Origin of the sequence: Afifella sp. YEN Y35 (assembly GCF_047553465.1) — a bacterium.
Lineage (GTDB): Bacteria > Pseudomonadota > Alphaproteobacteria > Rhizobiales > Afifellaceae > Afifella > Afifella aestuarii.
This window is the reverse complement of the sequence record NZ_CP180203.1, coordinates 3,489,241-3,506,024: the sequence shown is the minus strand read 5'-3', so window position 1 is coordinate 3,506,024 and position 16,784 is coordinate 3,489,241. Positions and strand designations below refer to the sequence as shown.

The 16,784-nt window shown below is 66.1% G+C and carries 15 protein-coding genes; 9 read left to right on the top strand and 6 right to left on the bottom strand.

Annotated elements, in window-relative coordinates; all coding sequences use genetic code 11:
- Window positions 1–152 precede the first annotated feature (152 nt).
- The 5 genes from dapF to ACK8CP_RS16615 all read left to right on the top strand — a co-directional run bounded on the left by dapF (window position 153) and on the right by ACK8CP_RS16615 (window position 5,603).
- Window positions 153–1,022 carry a diaminopimelate epimerase gene (gene dapF, locus ACK8CP_RS16635; RefSeq protein WP_414832553.1) on the top strand — a complete coding sequence of 290 codons (870 nt, stop codon included), beginning with the start codon at window positions 153–155 and terminating at the stop codon, window positions 1,020–1,022.
- On the top strand, window positions 1,019–2,293 hold the full coding sequence (mtaB, locus tag ACK8CP_RS16630; RefSeq protein WP_234630257.1) for a tRNA (N(6)-L-threonylcarbamoyladenosine(37)-C(2))-methylthiotransferase MtaB: 1,275 nt from the start codon (window positions 1,019–1,021) through the stop codon (window positions 2,291–2,293). Before dapF ends, mtaB begins: the two co-directional genes overlap by 4 nt.
- Complete coding sequence (gene ftsY, locus ACK8CP_RS16625; protein WP_414832552.1) at window positions 2,293–4,008, top strand: signal recognition particle-docking protein FtsY; 1,716 nt, start codon at window positions 2,293–2,295, stop codon at window positions 4,006–4,008. Before mtaB ends, ftsY begins: the two co-directional genes overlap by 1 nt.
- Before the next feature lie 76 nt (window positions 4,009–4,084).
- Window positions 4,085–4,684, top strand: coding sequence for a septation protein A (locus tag ACK8CP_RS16620; protein ID WP_234630255.1), 600 nt, complete (start codon window positions 4,085–4,087; stop codon window positions 4,682–4,684).
- Between the two features lie 130 nt (window positions 4,685–4,814).
- Window positions 4,815–5,603 (top strand): tellurite resistance TerB family protein, encoded by a 789-nt coding sequence (locus ACK8CP_RS16615; protein ID WP_414832551.1) that lies wholly within the window; start codon window positions 4,815–4,817, stop codon window positions 5,601–5,603.
- 110 nt (window positions 5,604–5,713) lie between these two features.
- Here ACK8CP_RS16615 and ACK8CP_RS16610 read toward each other — a convergent pair whose 3' ends face one another.
- The 5 genes from ACK8CP_RS16610 to ccmA all read right to left on the bottom strand — a co-directional run bounded on the left by ACK8CP_RS16610 (window position 5,714) and on the right by ccmA (window position 8,620).
- Complete coding sequence (locus ACK8CP_RS16610) at window positions 5,714–6,331, bottom strand: DsbE family thiol:disulfide interchange protein (RefSeq protein WP_234630253.1); 618 nt, start codon at window positions 6,329–6,331, stop codon at window positions 5,714–5,716.
- On the bottom strand, window positions 6,328–6,492 hold the full coding sequence (ccmD, locus tag ACK8CP_RS16605; protein WP_092813432.1) for a heme exporter protein CcmD: 165 nt from the start codon (window positions 6,490–6,492) through the stop codon (window positions 6,328–6,330). Before ccmD ends, ACK8CP_RS16610 begins: the two co-directional genes overlap by 4 nt.
- A gap of 10 nt (window positions 6,493–6,502) precedes the next feature.
- Window positions 6,503–7,267: a heme ABC transporter permease gene (locus tag ACK8CP_RS16600; protein ID WP_234630251.1), complete on the bottom strand. Its 765-nt coding sequence runs from the start codon at window positions 7,265–7,267 to the stop codon at window positions 6,503–6,505.
- An 80-nt stretch (window positions 7,268–7,347) separates the two neighbouring features.
- Window positions 7,348–8,016, bottom strand: coding sequence for a heme exporter protein CcmB (ccmB, locus tag ACK8CP_RS16595; RefSeq protein ID WP_234630250.1), 669 nt, complete (start codon window positions 8,014–8,016; stop codon window positions 7,348–7,350).
- 10 nt (window positions 8,017–8,026) lie between these two features.
- Window positions 8,027–8,620, bottom strand: coding sequence for a heme ABC exporter ATP-binding protein CcmA (ccmA, locus tag ACK8CP_RS16590; RefSeq protein WP_234630391.1), 594 nt, complete (start codon window positions 8,618–8,620; stop codon window positions 8,027–8,029).
- A 216-nt stretch (window positions 8,621–8,836) separates the two neighbouring features.
- Here ccmA and acnA point away from each other — a divergent pair, with 216 nt between their 5' ends.
- Together acnA and ACK8CP_RS16580 are read left to right on the top strand one after the other, a co-directional pair.
- Window positions 8,837–11,599 (top strand): aconitate hydratase AcnA, encoded by a 2,763-nt coding sequence (gene acnA, locus ACK8CP_RS16585; protein WP_414832550.1) that lies wholly within the window; start codon window positions 8,837–8,839, stop codon window positions 11,597–11,599.
- Window positions 11,600–11,687: 88 nt separating this feature from the next.
- A complete protein-coding gene (locus ACK8CP_RS16580) occupies window positions 11,688–12,491 on the top strand; it encodes a DUF1223 domain-containing protein (protein ID WP_414832549.1) in 804 nt (267 codons plus the stop codon).
- Between the two features lie 45 nt (window positions 12,492–12,536).
- On the opposite strand, the gene ACK8CP_RS16575 is transcribed toward ACK8CP_RS16580, so the two are convergent.
- Complete coding sequence (locus ACK8CP_RS16575) at window positions 12,537–13,163, bottom strand: arylesterase (protein ID WP_414834287.1); 627 nt, start codon at window positions 13,161–13,163, stop codon at window positions 12,537–12,539.
- Window positions 13,164–13,354: 191 nt separating this feature from the next.
- On the opposite strand from ACK8CP_RS16575, the gene ACK8CP_RS16570 reads away from it, so the two are divergent.
- On the top strand, window positions 13,355–14,080 hold the full coding sequence (locus ACK8CP_RS16570; RefSeq protein ID WP_246008335.1) for an ABC transporter ATP-binding protein: 726 nt from the start codon (window positions 13,355–13,357) through the stop codon (window positions 14,078–14,080).
- Window positions 14,081–14,087: 7 nt separating this feature from the next.
- On the top strand, window positions 14,088–16,673 hold the full coding sequence (locus ACK8CP_RS16565; RefSeq protein WP_414832548.1) for an ABC transporter permease: 2,586 nt from the start codon (window positions 14,088–14,090) through the stop codon (window positions 16,671–16,673).
- Window positions 16,674–16,784 lie beyond the last annotated feature (111 nt).

Below are 16,784 nucleotides of genomic sequence, written 5' to 3'. Positions count from 1 at the left end.
GGATGCGCCGCGGGCGCCATCTCGGCGCCGCAAATCGGCGCCGCAAATCGGCGGACGGGCCGGCATCCCGAAAAAGACCCAAGACAAAATGGCGCTTTGCCAGTTTTCGCCTCATCTGGCGTTCTGTCCTGGTTTCGCCCATATAGGCGCCCATGAACACGCCCTTTTTGAAAATGAACGGTCTCGCCAACGACTTCGTGGTCGTCGACACGCGTGCGGGAGGCGTGCGTCCGGCGCCTGAAATCATCAGGAAGCTCGCCGACCGAAAAACGGGCGTCGGCTTCGACCAGTTCATCACTCTGGAGCGTTCGCCTTCAGGTGCCGACATCTTCATGCGCATCGACAATGCCGATGGCGGCGAGGTTGCGGCCTGCGGCAACGCCACGCGCTGCATCGCCTCCCTCGTCATGGCGGAGACGGGCAAGCCCCATGCCTCGATCGAGACGCGCGCCGGCCTTCTCCTCGGCCAGATCTCCGGCGAGGCGATTTCCGTCGATATGGGCGTGCCGAAATTCGACTGGCAATCGATCCCGCTCGCCGAGGAATTCCACGACACCCGTGCGATCGAACTGCAGATCGGCCCGGTCGATGCGCCGGTTCTGCACTCGCCCGCCGTCGTCAATGTCGGCAACCCGCACGCCGTCTTCTTCGTCGATGACGTCGACGCGCATCAGATCGAGCGTTTCGGCCCGCTTCTCGAAAACCATCCGATCTTCCCGGAGCGCGCCAACATCACCGTCGCCTATGTGGAGACGCCGAACCGCATCCGCATCCGCACCTGGGAGCGCGGCGCCGGCCTGACGCGCGCCTGCGGCACCGGCGCCTGCGCCACGCTCGTCACCGCCGCCCGCACCGGCCGTTCGGCCCGCGAGGCGGTGATCGCCATGCCGGGCGGCGAACTCACGATCCGCTGGGACGAGCGCGACCACATCTGGATGACCGGCCCGGCCGAGACGGAATTTGCGGGCACGTTCGATCCTGAGACGGGCGCCTGGCAGCGCGCCGAGGAGGCCGCCGAATGAGCCTCGACATCCTCACCTTCGGCTGCCGGCTCAACACCTATGAATCGGAAGTCATGCGCCGCGAGGCGGGCGAAGAGCTTTCCGACGCCATCATCGTCAACACCTGCGCCGTGACGGCGGAGGCCGTGCGTCAGGCGCGCCAGGCGATCCGCAAGGCACGGCGCGAGAACCCCGGCCGCCGCATCGTCGTCACCGGCTGCGCCGCGCAGACCGATCCGGAAATGTTCGCCGAGATGGCCGAGGTCGATCTCGTTCTCGGCAATGCCGAAAAGACCGAGCGCTCCGCCTGGGCCCGCGTCGCCCGCTCGCCCATGGATCTGCCGCCGCCGGAAAAGATCGTCGTCTCCGACATCATGGCGATCCGCGAAACCGCGCCGCAATTCGTCGACGCCTTCGAGGGCCGCACCCGCGCCTTCGTGCAGGTCCAGAACGGCTGCGACCATCGCTGCACCTTCTGCATCATCCCCTATGGCCGCGGCAATTCCCGCTCTGTCGCCATGGGCCCGGTCGTGGAGGAAGTCCGCCGCCTCGTCGCCGCGGGCTATCCCGAAATCGTTCTGACCGGTGTCGACCTCACCTCCTGGGGCGCCGATCTGCCGGGCGCGCCGCGCCTCGGCCGTCTCGTGCGCACCATCCTGCGCCATGTGCCGGAGCTCGCCCGCCTGCGCCTCTCCTCCATCGATTCCATCGAGGCCGATCCCGACCTCATGCGCGCGATCGCCGAGGAAGAGCGGCTGATGCCGCATCTGCATCTGTCGCTGCAGGCCGGCGACGACATGATCCTGAAGCGCATGAAGCGCCGGCATCTGCGCGACGATGCGATCCGCTTCTGCGAGGAAGCGCGCCGGCTGCGTCCCGACATCGTCTTCGGCGCCGATCTCATCGCCGGCTTCCCGACCGAGACGGAGGAGATGTTTCAGAATTCGCTCCGCCTCATCGAGGATTGCGGCCTCACCTTCCTGCACGTCTTCCCCTTCTCGCCGCGCAAGGGCACGCCGGCCGCACGCATGCCGATGCTCGAGCGCCAGGAGATCAAGGAGCGCGCACGCCGCCTCCGGGAAGCGGGCGAAGTCGCCGAGCGGCGGTTCCTCGAAAGCGAGCTCGGCCATGAGCGCCGCGTGCTGGTGGAGAAGGAGGGCTCCGCCCGAACCGAACAATTCGCGCCGGTGCGCCTCGGGTCCGCAGGCACGGCCGGAGACATTTTGAACGTGCGCATCGCCGGCATCGAGGCCGGCATGTTGCAGGGCCAGCAGCTGGCGGAGGCCGCATAATGGCAAAAGAGAAGCGTGGCTTCTTCAAGCGCATCCTTTTCGGCGAAGGCAACGATGTCGCCGAGAAAGAGGCGCCGCTCGACGAGACGCAGGCGGAAGAAGACAAGGCCGCGGAAGAAAGCGAAGCCGCCTCGGAAGAGAAGGCCGCCGCAGAAAGCACCTCCGAAGAGGCCGCGTCCGAAGACACCCCTCCCGAAGAAACAGACGACGAGGAGCGCCTCGCCAGCCATCAGCTCGAGACGGAGGATCGCGGCGCCCAGACGACCGAGACCGATATCGGCGTCGTCGAAGAGGCGGAGGCGCCGGACGCCGATCTCCACCGCCCCGCGGCCGCACCCGCCGATGCCGACGCGGAAGCGGCCTCGTTCGCCGAGCATCCCGTCAAGGAGCCAGAGCCGCAGCCTGAAGAAGAAGAGGCTGACGAAGATCTCGCGGCCCGCGCACCCGCCCCCGAACCCGAAGCGCCCCCGCGCCCGGAGGAGCCGGCAGAGGAAGCCGCGATCGAAGAGGCCCCGGCCGCTTCGGAGCCGTCAGAAGACGCGCCCGAGCCGGACGAAGAGCGCGCCGCGGACATTCTCGTGCCCCCGGAAAGCCCGGCAGCAACCGAGACGACCGCAGAGGCCGCCCCAGAACCCGCCCAAGAGGCGTCCCCAGAGACGGCCCCCGAGACGGCAAAACCTGCGACCGACCTTGCGCCGAACGACGCGGCCGCCGAGCCGCAAGCTGCCGAGATCGAACCGGCCGAAGAATCCGCCGAAACCTTACCGGCCGAAACCCTCCCCGTCGCCACCGAGCTGCCGCGCCAGAACTGGCTGCAGCGCCTGCGCGCCGGCCTGTCGAAATCCTCGAGCACCATCACCTCGCGGATCACCGGCACCTTCACCAAGCGCCGGCTGGACGACGAGACGCTGGAGGATCTGGAAGACATCCTGATCCAGGCCGATCTCGGCGTGGCGACCGCGACCGCGATCACCGAGCGCCTCGCCCGCGAGCGCTACGACAAGACGGTCGGCGAAGACGAGATCCGCAACATCCTCGCCGAGGAAGTGGCGAAAGTCCTGGGCCCGGTCACAGAGCCGCTTGCCATCGACGCCGCCAAAAAGCCCTTCGTCATCCTCGTCGTCGGCGTCAACGGCTCCGGCAAGACGACGACGATCGGCAAGCTCGCGGCGAAGCTCCGCGCCGAGGGGCGGAGCGTCATGCTCGCCGCCGGCGACACGTTTCGCGCCGCCGCCATCGAGCAGCTGAAAATCTGGGGCGAGCGCACCAAGAGCACGGTCGTGGCCCGCGATCAGGGCGCCGATGCGGCCGGCCTCGTCTTCGATGCCATGCAGGCGGCGAAGAAAGAGGGAAGCGACGTCCTCATCATCGACACGGCCGGGCGTCTGCAGAACCGCGCCGAATTGATGGACGAGCTCGAAAAGGTCGTGCGCGTCATCAAGAAACACGATCCGAGCGCACCGCATACGACGCTTCTGACGCTCGATGCGACGACCGGGCAGAACGCCCTCTCGCAGGTGGAGATTTTCGGCCAGCGCGCCGGCGTCACCGGCCTCGTCATGACCAAGCTCGACGGCACCGCCCGCGGCGGCATTCTCGTCGCGATCGCCGCAAAACACGCACTGCCGGTGCATTTCATCGGCGTCGGCGAAGGCATCGACGATCTGCAGCCCTTCAAGGCGGAAGATTTCGCCCGTGCCATTGCCGGCATGTAGACGCCGCAAGGAGGGCGCGATTGACACAAAGCGGCGCCCTCCGCACATAGAAGCGCAACGCTGACGAAGGACCGCCATGTCGATCTTCGAGCGCGAACCGGGCGATCCCGGCCGCGATCATCTGCCGCCGCTCGTCAAGCTCCTGTTGGAGCTCGGCCCGCTGGTCGTCTTCTTTTTCGCCAATGCCCGCTTCGACATTTTCGTCGCCACCGCCTCCTTTATGGTGGCGATCGCGATCTCGCTCGGCGTCTCCTATTGGCTGACGAAGAAGCTCGCCATCATGCCGCTCGTCACCGGCATCGTCGTCCTCGTCTTCGGCACCTTGACGCTCATTCTGCATGACGAGGTCTTCATCAAAATGAAGCCGACGATCGTCAACGCCCTCTTCGGCGCCATCCTTCTGGGCGGCCTCGCCTTCGGCCGCTCCTTCCTGGGCTATGTCTTCGACAGCGTCTTTCGGCTCGATGCCGAGGGCTGGCGCAAATTGACCTTCCGCTGGGGCCTCTTCTTCTTCGCGCTCGCCATCCTGAACGAGGTGGTGTGGCGCAATTTCTCCACCGACTTCTGGGTGAGCTTCAAGGTCTTTGGCATCATGCCGCTCACCATCGTCTTCACGCTGACGCAGATGCCGCTCATCACCCGGCACTCGCTGGAGCCGCTCGGCGGCGACAAGTAGGGCGCTCCCTCGCGCGGCTGCGGCAACCGCCAAGATCACGCATACGTCATCGCCGTTGCGACGCGGAAAGGCGATGCCGATATCGGTCCCGGTCGGCCTTCGCCGACGACCAGAACGAAAGGGACCGTTGATGATCGACGCGCAGAAGCTTCTCGACCAGTTTCTCGGCACGGGCGGGGGCGCACAGCAGGGCGCCGGCACGCCGGCGAACCCGCGGCAGACGTCCGGCGGTTCGATCCAGGATCAGATCGGCGGGTTTCTCGGCGGCCAGGGCAATTCGGCCCTCAAGGGTGCGCTCGCCGGCGGTCTCGCCACCTATCTTCTCGGCTCCAAGCGCGGCCGGAAACTCGGCGGCAAGGCCGTGAAATATGGCGGCATGGCCCTCGTCGCGGGCCTCGCCTACAAGGCCTGGCAGAACCATCAGGCGAAAAGCGCCGGAGAGCTGCCCCCGCAACAGCAGCCCCAGCAACATCCGCAGATCGCCCATCAGCCGGCCCAGGAACTGCCCTCCCCCGAAGGCACCGCCTTTGCGCCGGACGGCCACGAGGCGGAAGACCGCGCCCGCCTGATCCTGTCCGCCATGATCGCCGCGGCGAAGGCCGACGGCTATATCGACCAGGACGAGCAGGAAGCCATCTATGGGCGCATCGAGGCGCTCGATCTCGACAGCGAGGACAAGGGCCTTCTCTTCGACGAGATGCGCCGCCCGCTCTCCATCGACGATCTCGTCGAGCGAACGCCAAACCAGGAAGTGGCCACCGAAGTCTACGCCGCCTCGCTGCTCGCGATCGATCCCGACCATCCGGCGGAGAGAGCCTATCTCGACATGCTGGCGGCAAGGCTCGGCCTGCCGGAGGCGCTGACGCACGAAGTCCGCCGCGCCACCGACGAGGTGCAGGAAGACGGGGTGCCGGCATAAGCGGCCCGCAGGCATAAAACACGAAAGCCGGGGTTGAGCCCCGGCTTCGGTTCCACGCATCCGCTCAGCTTATCGCCCGCTCAGCGCAGGCCAACTCGGCTCAGGAGCACTCAGCTCGTCGGCTGCTGACCGCCGCTTTTTTCGGCCTCTTCCTCGGCAATCGCCTTCTCCAGCGCCGGCATGAAATCCGTCTCGAAGGCCTTGGTATTGAGCGGGCCGACATTCTTGTAGACGATGATGCCGTCGCGCACGATGAACGTCTCCGGCACGCCGTAGACGCCCCAGTCGATCGCCGTGCGCCCGGTCGAATCCGTCGCGATGCGATCGAAGGGATTGCCGAGCGTGCCGAGGAAACGGCGGGCGTTTTCGCCCTCGTCCTTGTAATTGATGCTGGTGACGTCGAAGCGGTCGTCTTCCGACAATTGCATCAGCACTGGGTGCTCGCCGCGGCACGGGCCGCACCAGGACGCCCAGATATTGACGAGATGCACGCCTTCTTCGAGGTCGGCAGTCTTGAGGCCCTTGCCGTCTTCGTAAAGCGGCGGAAGATCGAAATCGGGCACTTCCTTGCCGATGAGGGCGGAGGGAACCTGCGAGGCGTCCTCGCCGAGCTGTTTCCAGAAGATGGCCACGAGAGCCATGAACAGAACGAGCAGCAGGACGAGCCAGACGCGTTTCATCGCGGGCGAATTGCGCCGTTTGCTCGTCGTCTTGATGGGAGGTTTCATAGGCCTTGTGTCGTCGAGCGGCGGCGCCTGGGGCCGGCCTTTTCCAATTCGTTGAGCCGACGCTTCTGAATGCGCGTATCGGCCACGACCCACACGATGAGGCCGATGAGAACGAGCGCGCTCGCACCATAGGCTGCGAGGATGAAAGGCAGATGCGTCATGGGGCGACCTCTAATGCGCGGCGGCGGGTCTGACGGCCGTGCTCGGGCGGCGGGCCGCGATCAGGATCTCCGTCGTGCGCGCCCTGCGCCGATAGATCTCCGCACGCATCGCCGCAAGATGCAGGGCGACAAAAATAAGTGTGTAGGCGACGGCCATCACCACGAGCGGCCACAGCATCGACGGCGCGATCGACGGCCCGTCGAGGCGGATGACGCTCGCCGATTGATGCAGCGTGTTCCACCAATCGACCGAGAACTTGATGATCGGGATGTTGACGAAACCGACGAGGATGAGGACGGCCGCGACCTTCGCCGCCCGCGTCGGGTCATCGAAGGCGCGCCACAGGGCCAAGAGCCCGAGATACATGATGAAGAGCACGAGAACCGAGGTGAGCCGTGCGTCCCACACCCACCAGGTGCCCCACATCGGCTTGCCCCAGACGGAGCCGGTAAAGAGCGCGAGGAAGGTGAACGCCGCCCCGATCGGGGCTGCCGCCCGCGCCGACACGTCGGCGAGCGGATGGCGCCAGACGAGCGTGCCGAGAGCCGCGCCCGCCATCACCAGGTAACAGAACATCGCAAGCCAGGAGGCCGGCACATGCACATACATGATGCGCACGCTGTCGCCCTGCTGATAATCCGGCGGCGAAGCCACCAGCGACAGGTAGAGGCCGATGGCCAGCGTCACCACCGCGAGAACGGTGACGAAGGGCAGGATACGTGCCGACCACGACAGGAAGCGTGTCGGATTGGCGAGGCTGGAGATGGTACCCATGAGAAGACTTTAGGACCATTCTAGAGTGACAGCAAACACCACTTGCTTTCACGTCCAGGCTCAACCAGCCATGAGCTAGATCAATCGAGACCGAGACGAAGTGCCGCTGCGCCCGCAATCGGCGCCAGAACCGCTGAAAACATCGTGAACGCGCACAAAATCAGGAAGGGCGCGAGGAACGGGTCCGGGTCGGCGATCGCCCCGTTGACGGCCGCGACCCCGAAAATCAGCACCGGGATCGACAGCGGCAGGACGAGGATCGCCGCCAGCATGCCGCCCCGCGCCAGCCCCGCCGTCAGCGCCCCGCCCACCGCGCCGATCATGGCAAGGGCCGGCGAGCCGACGACGAGCGTCGCCGTGACGGCCGCAAGCGACAGCGCGTCGAGATTGAGGATGAGCCCGAGGATCGGCGCCACGACCACGATCGGCAGCCCATGCGCCAGCCAGTAGCCGGCCGCGCGCGCGAAGACGAAGAGCGCCAGGGGCTCGCCCGACACCATGATGAGTTCGAGCGCCCCGTCCTCGCGGTCCTGGCCGAAGAGCCGGTCGAGCCCGAGAAGCAGCGACAGCAGCACCCCGATCCACAGAACCGCCGGCCCGATGCGGGCGAGAAGATTGAGATCCGGTCCGACGCCGAACGGAAACACGGTGACGACGGTCAGAAAGAAGAGGAGGCCGGTGAGCGCGCCGCCGCCGGCGCGGAAGCTCGCTTTGACCGTCTGTCCGATGATGGCGGAAAAGGCGCTCATGAAGGCTTTCTCATTGCAGCTCGAGCGTGCGGGTCGGCGGCACGGGAAGGGTGAGATGGGTCGCCGCGATGATGGCGCCGCCGGCATCGAGATGCGTCCGCATCAGCCCGCCGAGCACCGCCTCGCCGTCGCGGTCGAGGCCCGAGGTCGGCTCGTCGAGAAGCCAGACGGGCCGCTTCGACAAGACGAGCCGCGCAAGCCCGGCGCGTCGCCGCTGCCCGGTCGAGAGCGCCCGCGCCGGCAGATGCATGGCATGCGCGAGGCCCACCTTTTCGAGCGCGTCGTAGATCGCCTCGCCGCCCGTCTCGCCGCCATAGATGCGCGACCAGAGCTTCAGGTTTTCTTCCACCGTGAAGACGCTTCTGAGCCCGTCGCCATAGGCGAGGAAGTGCAAGAACCCCTCCTCCAGCGTGCCGGCCTTGATGGTCACGGAGCCGGCGACCGGAAACAGAAGCCCTGCGATCATGCGCAACAGGCTCGATTTGCCGGTGCCGTTCGGACCGACGATGGCGAGCACTTCGCCGCCTGACAGCGAAAAGCTGACGCCTTCGAAAATCGGCCGTCCCCCGCGTTCGCAGGCGAGATCTTCGGCATTCACGGAAATCGGGATGGGAAAGGAATTTTGGACCAAGTGTCGTTCTCTGCGGCATCGGCCGTTTGCGCGGCTGGTCTCCGCTTTAAGAATATTCTATATGCCCGGCAACCGGCGGCGGCAGGCGCTCCTCTCCGCCGGCCTCCAAAAAATCAGCCGGAACCGCACCGGAGGAGAGGCATTGGCCCAAGAGCGGCCGGCCTCATTGTGCGATCAAAGGAGCCTCGCGTGACCAAATCTCTCGACAGTTTCAAGGCCCGAAAACAGCTCGAAGTCGATGGGCGGACCTATACCTATTTCTCTCTGACTGAAGCGGAAAAGAACGGGCTCGACGGCGTTTCCCGCCTGCCCTTCTCGCTCAAAGTCCTCTTGGAAAACCTCCTGCGCTTCGAAGACGGGCGCAGCGTCACCGCCGACGACATCAAGGCCGTCGCCGAATGGCTGAAGGAGCGCCGCTCCTCGCGTGAGATCGCCTATCGTCCGGCGCGCGTCCTCATGCAGGACTTCACCGGCGTGCCCGCCGTCGTCGATCTCGCTGCCATGCGCGACGCCACGACGCATCTCGGCGGCGACCCGAACGTCATCAACCCGCTCGTCCCGGTCGACCTCGTCATCGACCATTCCGTGATGGTCGATTATTTCGGCACGCCGGAATCCTTCGAGAAAAACGTCGAGATGGAATACGAGCGCAACGGCGAGCGCTATCAGTTCCTGCGCTGGGGCCAGGGCGCGTTTGAAAATTTCCGCGTCGTTCCTCCGGGCACCGGCATCTGCCACCAGGTGAACCTCGAATATCTCGCCCAGACGGTGTGGACGCGTGAGGAAGACGGCGAAACGTTTGCCTTCCCGGATACCCTCGTCGGCACCGATTCCCACACGACGATGGTCAACGGCCTCTCCGTTCTCGGCTGGGGCGTCGGCGGCATCGAGGCGGAGGCCGCCATGCTCGGCCAGCCGATCTCCATGCTCATCCCGGAAGTCATCGGCTTCGGCCTCACCGGCCGCCTGCCGGAAGGCACGACCGCGACCGACCTCGTTCTGACGGTCACCCAGATGCTCCGCAAAAAGGGCGTCGTCGGCAAGTTCGTGGAATTCTTCGGTGAGGGCCTGTCCAACCTCTCGCTCGAAGATCAGGCCACGATCAGCAACATGGCGCCGGAATATGGTGCCACCTGCGGCTTCTTCCCGATCGACAACGACACGCTCAAATATCTGAAGGCGACCGGGCGCGATCCGCATCGCGTCGAGCTGGTGGAGGCCTATGCCAAGGCGCAGGGCATGTTCCGCTTCGACGACACGCCCGATCCGCATTTCACCGACACCTTGACGCTCGACCTCTCCACGGTGGTTCCCTCGCTGGCCGGTCCGAAGCGGCCGCAGGACCGGGTGCCTCTGACGGACGCCGCAGGCGCCTTCGAAAGCGCCCTCGGCGAATTGCGCGGCGGCAAGAAGAGCTCGCAGGAGCCGCCGGAAAGCACCGGCGAGGCCCGTTACATGGACGAAGGCGCTGAAGGCGTCATGGACGTGCCGTCCTATCCGGTCGAGGGGATGGAATATCATCTGCGCGACGGCGACGTGGTCATTGCCGCGATCACCTCGTGCACCAACACCTCCAATCCGAGCGTTCTGATCGCCGCCGGACTTCTCGCCCGCAAGGCGCGCGAGAAGGGCCTGGAGGTGAAGCCGTGGGTGAAAACCTCGCTCGCCCCGGGTTCGCAGGTCGTCACCGACTATCTGGCGAAATCGGGTCTGCAGGAAGATCTCGACGCGCTCGGCTTCGACCTCGTCGGCTATGGCTGCACCACCTGCATCGGCAATTCCGGACCGCTGCCGGAGGCGATTTCCGCAACCATTGCCGAAAACGACCTCGTCGCCTGCTCGGTCCTCTCGGGCAACCGCAACTTCGAAGGCCGCGTCAATCCGGATGTGCGGGCGAATTATCTCGCCTCGCCGCCGCTCGTCGTCGCCTATGCGCTGGCCGGCTCGCTCCGCCTCAACGTCACCGAGGAGCCGCTCGGCGAGGACAGAGAAGGCAACCCCGTCTACCTGAAGGACATCTGGCCGAGCTCGAAGGAGGTCGCCGAGATCGTTCGCCAGGTGATCTCGGAGGAGATGTTCCGCACCCGCTACGGCGACGTCTTCCGCGGCGACAAGCGCTGGCAGGGGATCAAGGTCGAAGGCGGCATGACCTACACCTGGCCGTCGTCGTCGACCTACGTCCAGAACCCGCCCTTCTTCGAAGGCATGGACAAGACGCCGAAGCCGGTGGAGGACGTGGAAAAGGCGCGCATTCTGGGCCTCTTCCTCGATTCCATCACCACCGACCACATCTCGCCCGCGGGCGCCATCAAGCGCGACAGCCCCGCCGGCGACTATCTGGTGTCACATCAGGTGCGGCCGATCGAGTTCAACTCCTATGGCTCGCGGCGCGGCAATCATGAAGTGATGATGCGCGGCACCTTCGCCAACATCCGCATCAAGAACCAGATCCTGTCGGGCGTCGAAGGCGGCTACACCCGTCACTATCCCTCCGGCGAGGAGCTGCCGATCTACACGGCCGCGATGCGCTACGAGGAAGAGGGCGTGCCGCTCGTCATCTTCGCCGGCAAGGAATACGGCACCGGCTCGTCGCGCGACTGGGCGGCGAAGGGCACCCGTCTTCTCGGCGTGCGCGCCGTCATCGCGGAGAGCTTCGAGCGCATCCACCGCTCCAACCTGATCGGCATGGGCGTCCTGCCGCTCGTCTTCAAGGACGACACCTCCTGGCAGTCGCTCGGCATCAAGGGCGACGAGGAAGTGTCGATCGCGGGCCTCACGGATATCCGTCCGCGCAGCGAGGTGACGGCCAGGATCACCTTCGCCGACGGCCGCACCGAGGAGGTGCCGCTCATGGTGCGCATCGACACGGAAGACGAGCTCGACTACTACCGCCACGGGGGAATTCTGCACTATGTGCTGCGCAACCTCGTGAGCGACAAAGAAGCCGCATAGGGATCTTCTGATCTCGGCGGTTCAAGACATGTCACAAGGGTGTGCGCTCACCCCCTTGTGACACTCTTTTGGGGGAGGAGCAGGCATAGTGCGCCGCGTCATGCATCGCTATTTCCGCCTGCTTCCTTTCGCCCTGCCCGCCACGCTCGCTGTCATGCTCGGCGCCGCACTGGCGATCGCAGCCGCGCCGGCCAGGGCCGAAAGCGCGCAAGCCGCCACACCCAGATCAGGGACGAAGGCCGTCATCGAGCTCTTCACGAGCCAGGGCTGTTCCGCCTGTCCGCCGGCCGACGCCTTTCTCAACGAATTGTCGACCCACGACGACCTCATCATCCTGTCGCTGCCGGTCGATTACTGGGACTATCTCGGCTGGAAGGACACGCTCGCCCAGCCCGAAAACACCGCCCGTCAGCGCGCCTATGCGGCGGTGCGCGGCGACGGCAAGGTCTATACCCCGCAGATGGTGGTCAACGGCCACGGCCATTATGTCGGCAGCAACCGCCACAAGATCACCTCGCTGCTCGCCACGGCCCATCTCCCGGTCTCGGTCTCTCTCTCCCGCAGCCACAAGCGCCTCAACGTCGACATCGGCGCCGGCACGCCCCCGCAAGACGGCATGGTGACCGTGCGCCTCGTCACCTTTCTGAAGAAGGTCGATGTGCCGATCCGCTCCGGCGAAAACCGCGGCCGCACCCTCACCTACCGCAATGTCGTCCTCGACAACGAGCCGATCGGCATGTGGGACGGCAAGGCGATGAAGCTCGTTCTTCCGACGGAAGCCGTCATGGAAGGGCCCGGCAAAGGCTGCGCCATCATCCTGCAGATCGAAAGCGACAAAGGCCCAGGCCGCATCCTCGGCGCCGGCACGCTGCACGCCGAGGCGCAGGGCTGAGGTTTACGAAGGACAGCGGCGAGAGGCGCGTCACGACGCCCGCCCTCACTCCGGCGCCTGCTCCTGGCGCACCTCTTCGATCAGCTCCTTCACCTTCGGCAGAATATGGTCGACGATCACCGTCACGCCCTCTTTCGTCGGATGCAGCCCGTCCGGCTGTTTCAGGCTGTCGTCGAGCGCCACGCCGTCGAGGAAGAACGGATAGAAGAGAACGCCCGTCTCTTTCGCGAGATCGGGATAGATCGCGTTGAAAGCCTCGCCATATTCGTCGCCGAGATTGGGCGGCGCGTACATGCCGGCGAGAAGCACCTTCTGGCCGCGCTCTTGCAAGCGCCTGACGATCGTGGTCAGCGCCGCACGCGTCACCTTCGGGTCGACACCGCGGAGCGCATCATTGGCGCCGAGTTCGACGATGACGGCATCCGCCGTCTCCGGCACCGACCATTCGAGACGCTGCTGCCCACCGGTCGCCGTATCGCCGGAAACGCCGGCATTGATCACCTTGGCCGCGATCCCCTCTTCGTCGAGGCGCGCCTGCAACTGATCGGCAAAGCCCGCGCCGGAGGCAAGGCCATAGCCCGCCGTCAGGCTGTCGCCGAAGGCGACGATCTCCACGGGCTCGGCCGCCTGCGCCCGCGTGCCCACAAGTCCGCCGCCCATGATCCCTCCCATGATGAGAGCGAGCCCGAGCCCGAGCGCCGGCCAGATCCGGCCCGCACCACCTGTCCTCGCACCACCTTTGCTCAAAGGAACGTGACCCGGGCCACCCTGGCCCCCATAAACGCCCCCAGAAACTTTGAATGTCATATGCGAAGCCCCATATGCGCAGCCGTGCCCGAAGGCGGATATAGGTTTTCATAAGCGTGCGTGAACCGGCCATTCTGATCGACGGTGCAGAGCTGACGCTCGGCACCGGCCGCTCCCAAGTCCATGTTCTGAGGCAGGCGAGCCTCGTCGCCGCCCCTGGCGAGATGATCGGCCTCATCGGCCCGTCGGGCTCCGGCAAATCGACGCTTCTGATGGTGGTCGCGGGGCTCGAGCGCGTCGACCGCGGCCGTGTCGCCGTGGCCGGGCGCGATTATTCGGAAATGGACGAAGACGCGCTCGCCGCCTTCCGCGGCGACAAAATCGGCTTCGTCTTTCAGGCTTTTCATCTGATGCAGACGATGACGGCGCTGGAAAACGTCGCCGTGCCGCTCGAACTCGCCGGAAAATCGGACGCCTTCGCCCGCGCCGAAAAGATGCTGGCGCGCGTCGGCCTCGGCGAGCGCCTCTCCCATTATCCGGCGGCGCTGTCGGGCGGCGAGCAGCAGCGCGTGGCGATCGCCCGCGCCCTCGTCACCGAGCCTGCGATCCTGATCGCCGACGAGCCGACCGGCAATCTCGACGAAGACACCGGCCGCGAAATCGCCGATCTCCTCTTCGAAACGGTGCGCGAGCACGCCACCACCCTTCTCCTCGTGACCCATGATCGGGCGCTCGCCGAGCGCTGCGACCGGACCGTGAGGATCGCAAGCGGCCATATCGAGCCGGTCAGCGGCGACAAGGCAGTGCCGGCGCGCGAACGCGCCGTAGCGAGCCCGGCCTGAGCGGCCGATGACAGCCTCTTCCTCCCCCGCCCCTCGCCGCGCCCCCGCAACCACCTCGCTGCGCTTTGCGCTGCGCGAGCTGAGAGGCGGTCTTGCCGGCTTCTACGTCTTCCTCGCCTGCATCGCACTCGGCGTCGCCGCGATCGCCGGCGTCAATTCCGTCTCGCGCGCCCTGACGGAAGGCATCGCCCATGAGGGCCGCACCATCCTCGGCGGCGACATCTCCTTCTCGCTCATCCACCGTCAGGCGAACCCGGACGAATATGCCTTCCTCACGAAGACGGCCGACGATGCCGGCGGCACGCTCGCGCTCGTCTCCAATATGCGGGCGATGGCCCGCCGTCTCGACGGATCCGACCAGACGCTGGTCGAGCTGAAAGCGGTCGGGCCGGGCTATCCGCAGCTCGGCACCTTTGCGCTTGCCGGCGGCGGCGATGTTCAAGACGCGCTCTCCACTCAGAATGGCGTCGCGGGCGCCGTCGCCGCGCCGGAGCTGATGGAGCGGCTCAGCCTCAGCGTGGGCGACGAAGTGGCGCTCGGCGCCACAAAAGTCGCGATCCGCGGCGTCGCCGAGACCGAGCCCGACCGCCTCTCCGACGGCATCGGCTTCGGCCCCCGCCTTCTCGTTTCCGAAGAAACGCTGGAGGCGACAGGCCTCGTGCGCCCCGGCAGCCTGATCACCTACGAATACCGCCTCGTCCTGCCCGGCGCCTCGGATGAACGCCTCGCAGCGATCCGCGACACGGCCGACGAGCGCTTCCCCGAAGCCGGCTGGCGCATGCGCTCGCGCGACAACGCCTCGCCACGGCTTTCCGACAACATCGACCGGTTCGCCCAGTTTCTGACCCTCGTCGGCCTCACGGCCCTCGTCGTCGGCGGCGTCGGCGTCGGCAATGCGGTCGCAAGCTTCGTCGATCTGAAGCGGCCGTCGATCGCCACGCTCAAATGCCTCGGCGCCTCGCGCAGCTTCGTCTTCCGCACCTATCTGACGCAGATCCTCATTCTCGCCGCCCTCGGCATCGCGATCGGCCTCGCCGTCGGCGCCATCCTTCCCTTCGTGGCCCTTGCCGCCCTCTCCAACATCCTGCCGCTTTCCGCCGTCCCCGCGCTCTATCCGCGCGAGCTGGCGCTCGCCGCCCTCTACGGGCTTCTCGTCGCTCTCTCCTTCTCGCTCTGGCCGCTCGGCCGAGCCCGCGATCTCAAGGCGTCCAGCCTGTTTGCCGACCGCTCCGCGCATTTTGCCGCAAAACCGGCTCTGTCGATCCGCCTCCTGCAACTCGGCCTTCTCGCCGGCCTCGCCGCGATCGCCATCCTCCTCTCGGCCGACTGGCATATCGCCGCCTGGTTCGTGGCCGGCGTCATCGTCGTCTTCTTCGTCCTGCGCCTCATCGCCTTCGCCATCGTCTGGGCCGCCGCTCATGCCAGCACCATCCGCAACACCACTCTGCGGCTCGCCATTCGCAACATCCAGCGCCCGGGCGCCTTGACCGGCAGCGTCGTTCTCTCGCTCGGTCTCGGCCTCACGCTCCTCGTCACGCTCGCCCTCATCGACACCAATATGCGCGCCCAACTGACCGGGCGCATCGCCGACGAGGCGCCGGACTTTTTCTTCGTCGACATCCAGAATGCCGAGCGCGAGCCGTTCATCGCCCTCCTGCGCCAGGCGGCGCCCGACGGCACCATCCAGACCGTGCCGATGCTGCGCGGCCGCATCACCGAGCTTCACGGCACCCCGGCTTCGGAGATCGAGCCCGAAGAAGGCTCCGGCTGGGTGCTGCGCGGCGACCGCGGCATCACCTATTCGAGCGACCTTCCCGAAAACTCGCGCATCGAAGAGGGCGAATGGTGGCCTGAAGATTATGCGGGAGAGCCCCTCGTCTCCTTCGATGGCGAGCTTGCCCGTGGCCTCGGCCTCAAGCTCGGCGACACCGTCACCGTCAACGTGCTCGGCCGCTCCATCACCGCGAAAATTGCCAATTTCCGTTCCGTGGAGTGGGAATCGCTCGCCATCAACTTCGTCATGGTGTTTTCGCCCAACACGTTTGCGGGCGCGCCGCACACCCATCTCGCGACCCTCGCTCTGCCCGAAGGAAGCCCGGAGAAAGTCTCCGGAAACGTCCTGCGCGAGGTCACCAACGCCTTTCCGGGCGTCACCTCGGTACGGGTGAAGGACGCGATCGAGGCGGTCAATTCCGTGGTGCGGCAATTGGCACTCGCCGTCCGCATCGCGGCCTCCTTGGCGCTCGTCGTCTCCATGCTCGTTCTCGCCGGCGCGCTCGCCGCCGGACATCGCCAGCGCCGCCAGGATGCCGTCATTCTGAAAGCACTCGGGGCGACCAGGCGTCAGCTGATGACGGCGTTTGCCGTCGAATACGGGCTTCTCGGCCTCGCCACAGGCTTTTTCGCGCTTCTGGCGGGCGCCGGCGCCGCCTGGCTCGTCGTCTCCGCCCTCATGGATTTCCGCTTCACGCTCTTCCCCTGGGTCGCGGGCGCAGCGGCCGTCATCGCCCTCGTCGTGACGATCGGGCTCGGCCTTGCCGGCACCTGGCGCATCCTCTCGGTGCGCCCCGCGCCCTTCCTCCGCAATCTGTGATCGGGATAATGTTTCGCTTAACCTTGCGTGATGTTAATTTCTTCCAGGACGGACAGGTCTTGTGATGGACTTGTCCCATTGCCATATGCGGAGCGACGCCCGTTTTTAGCT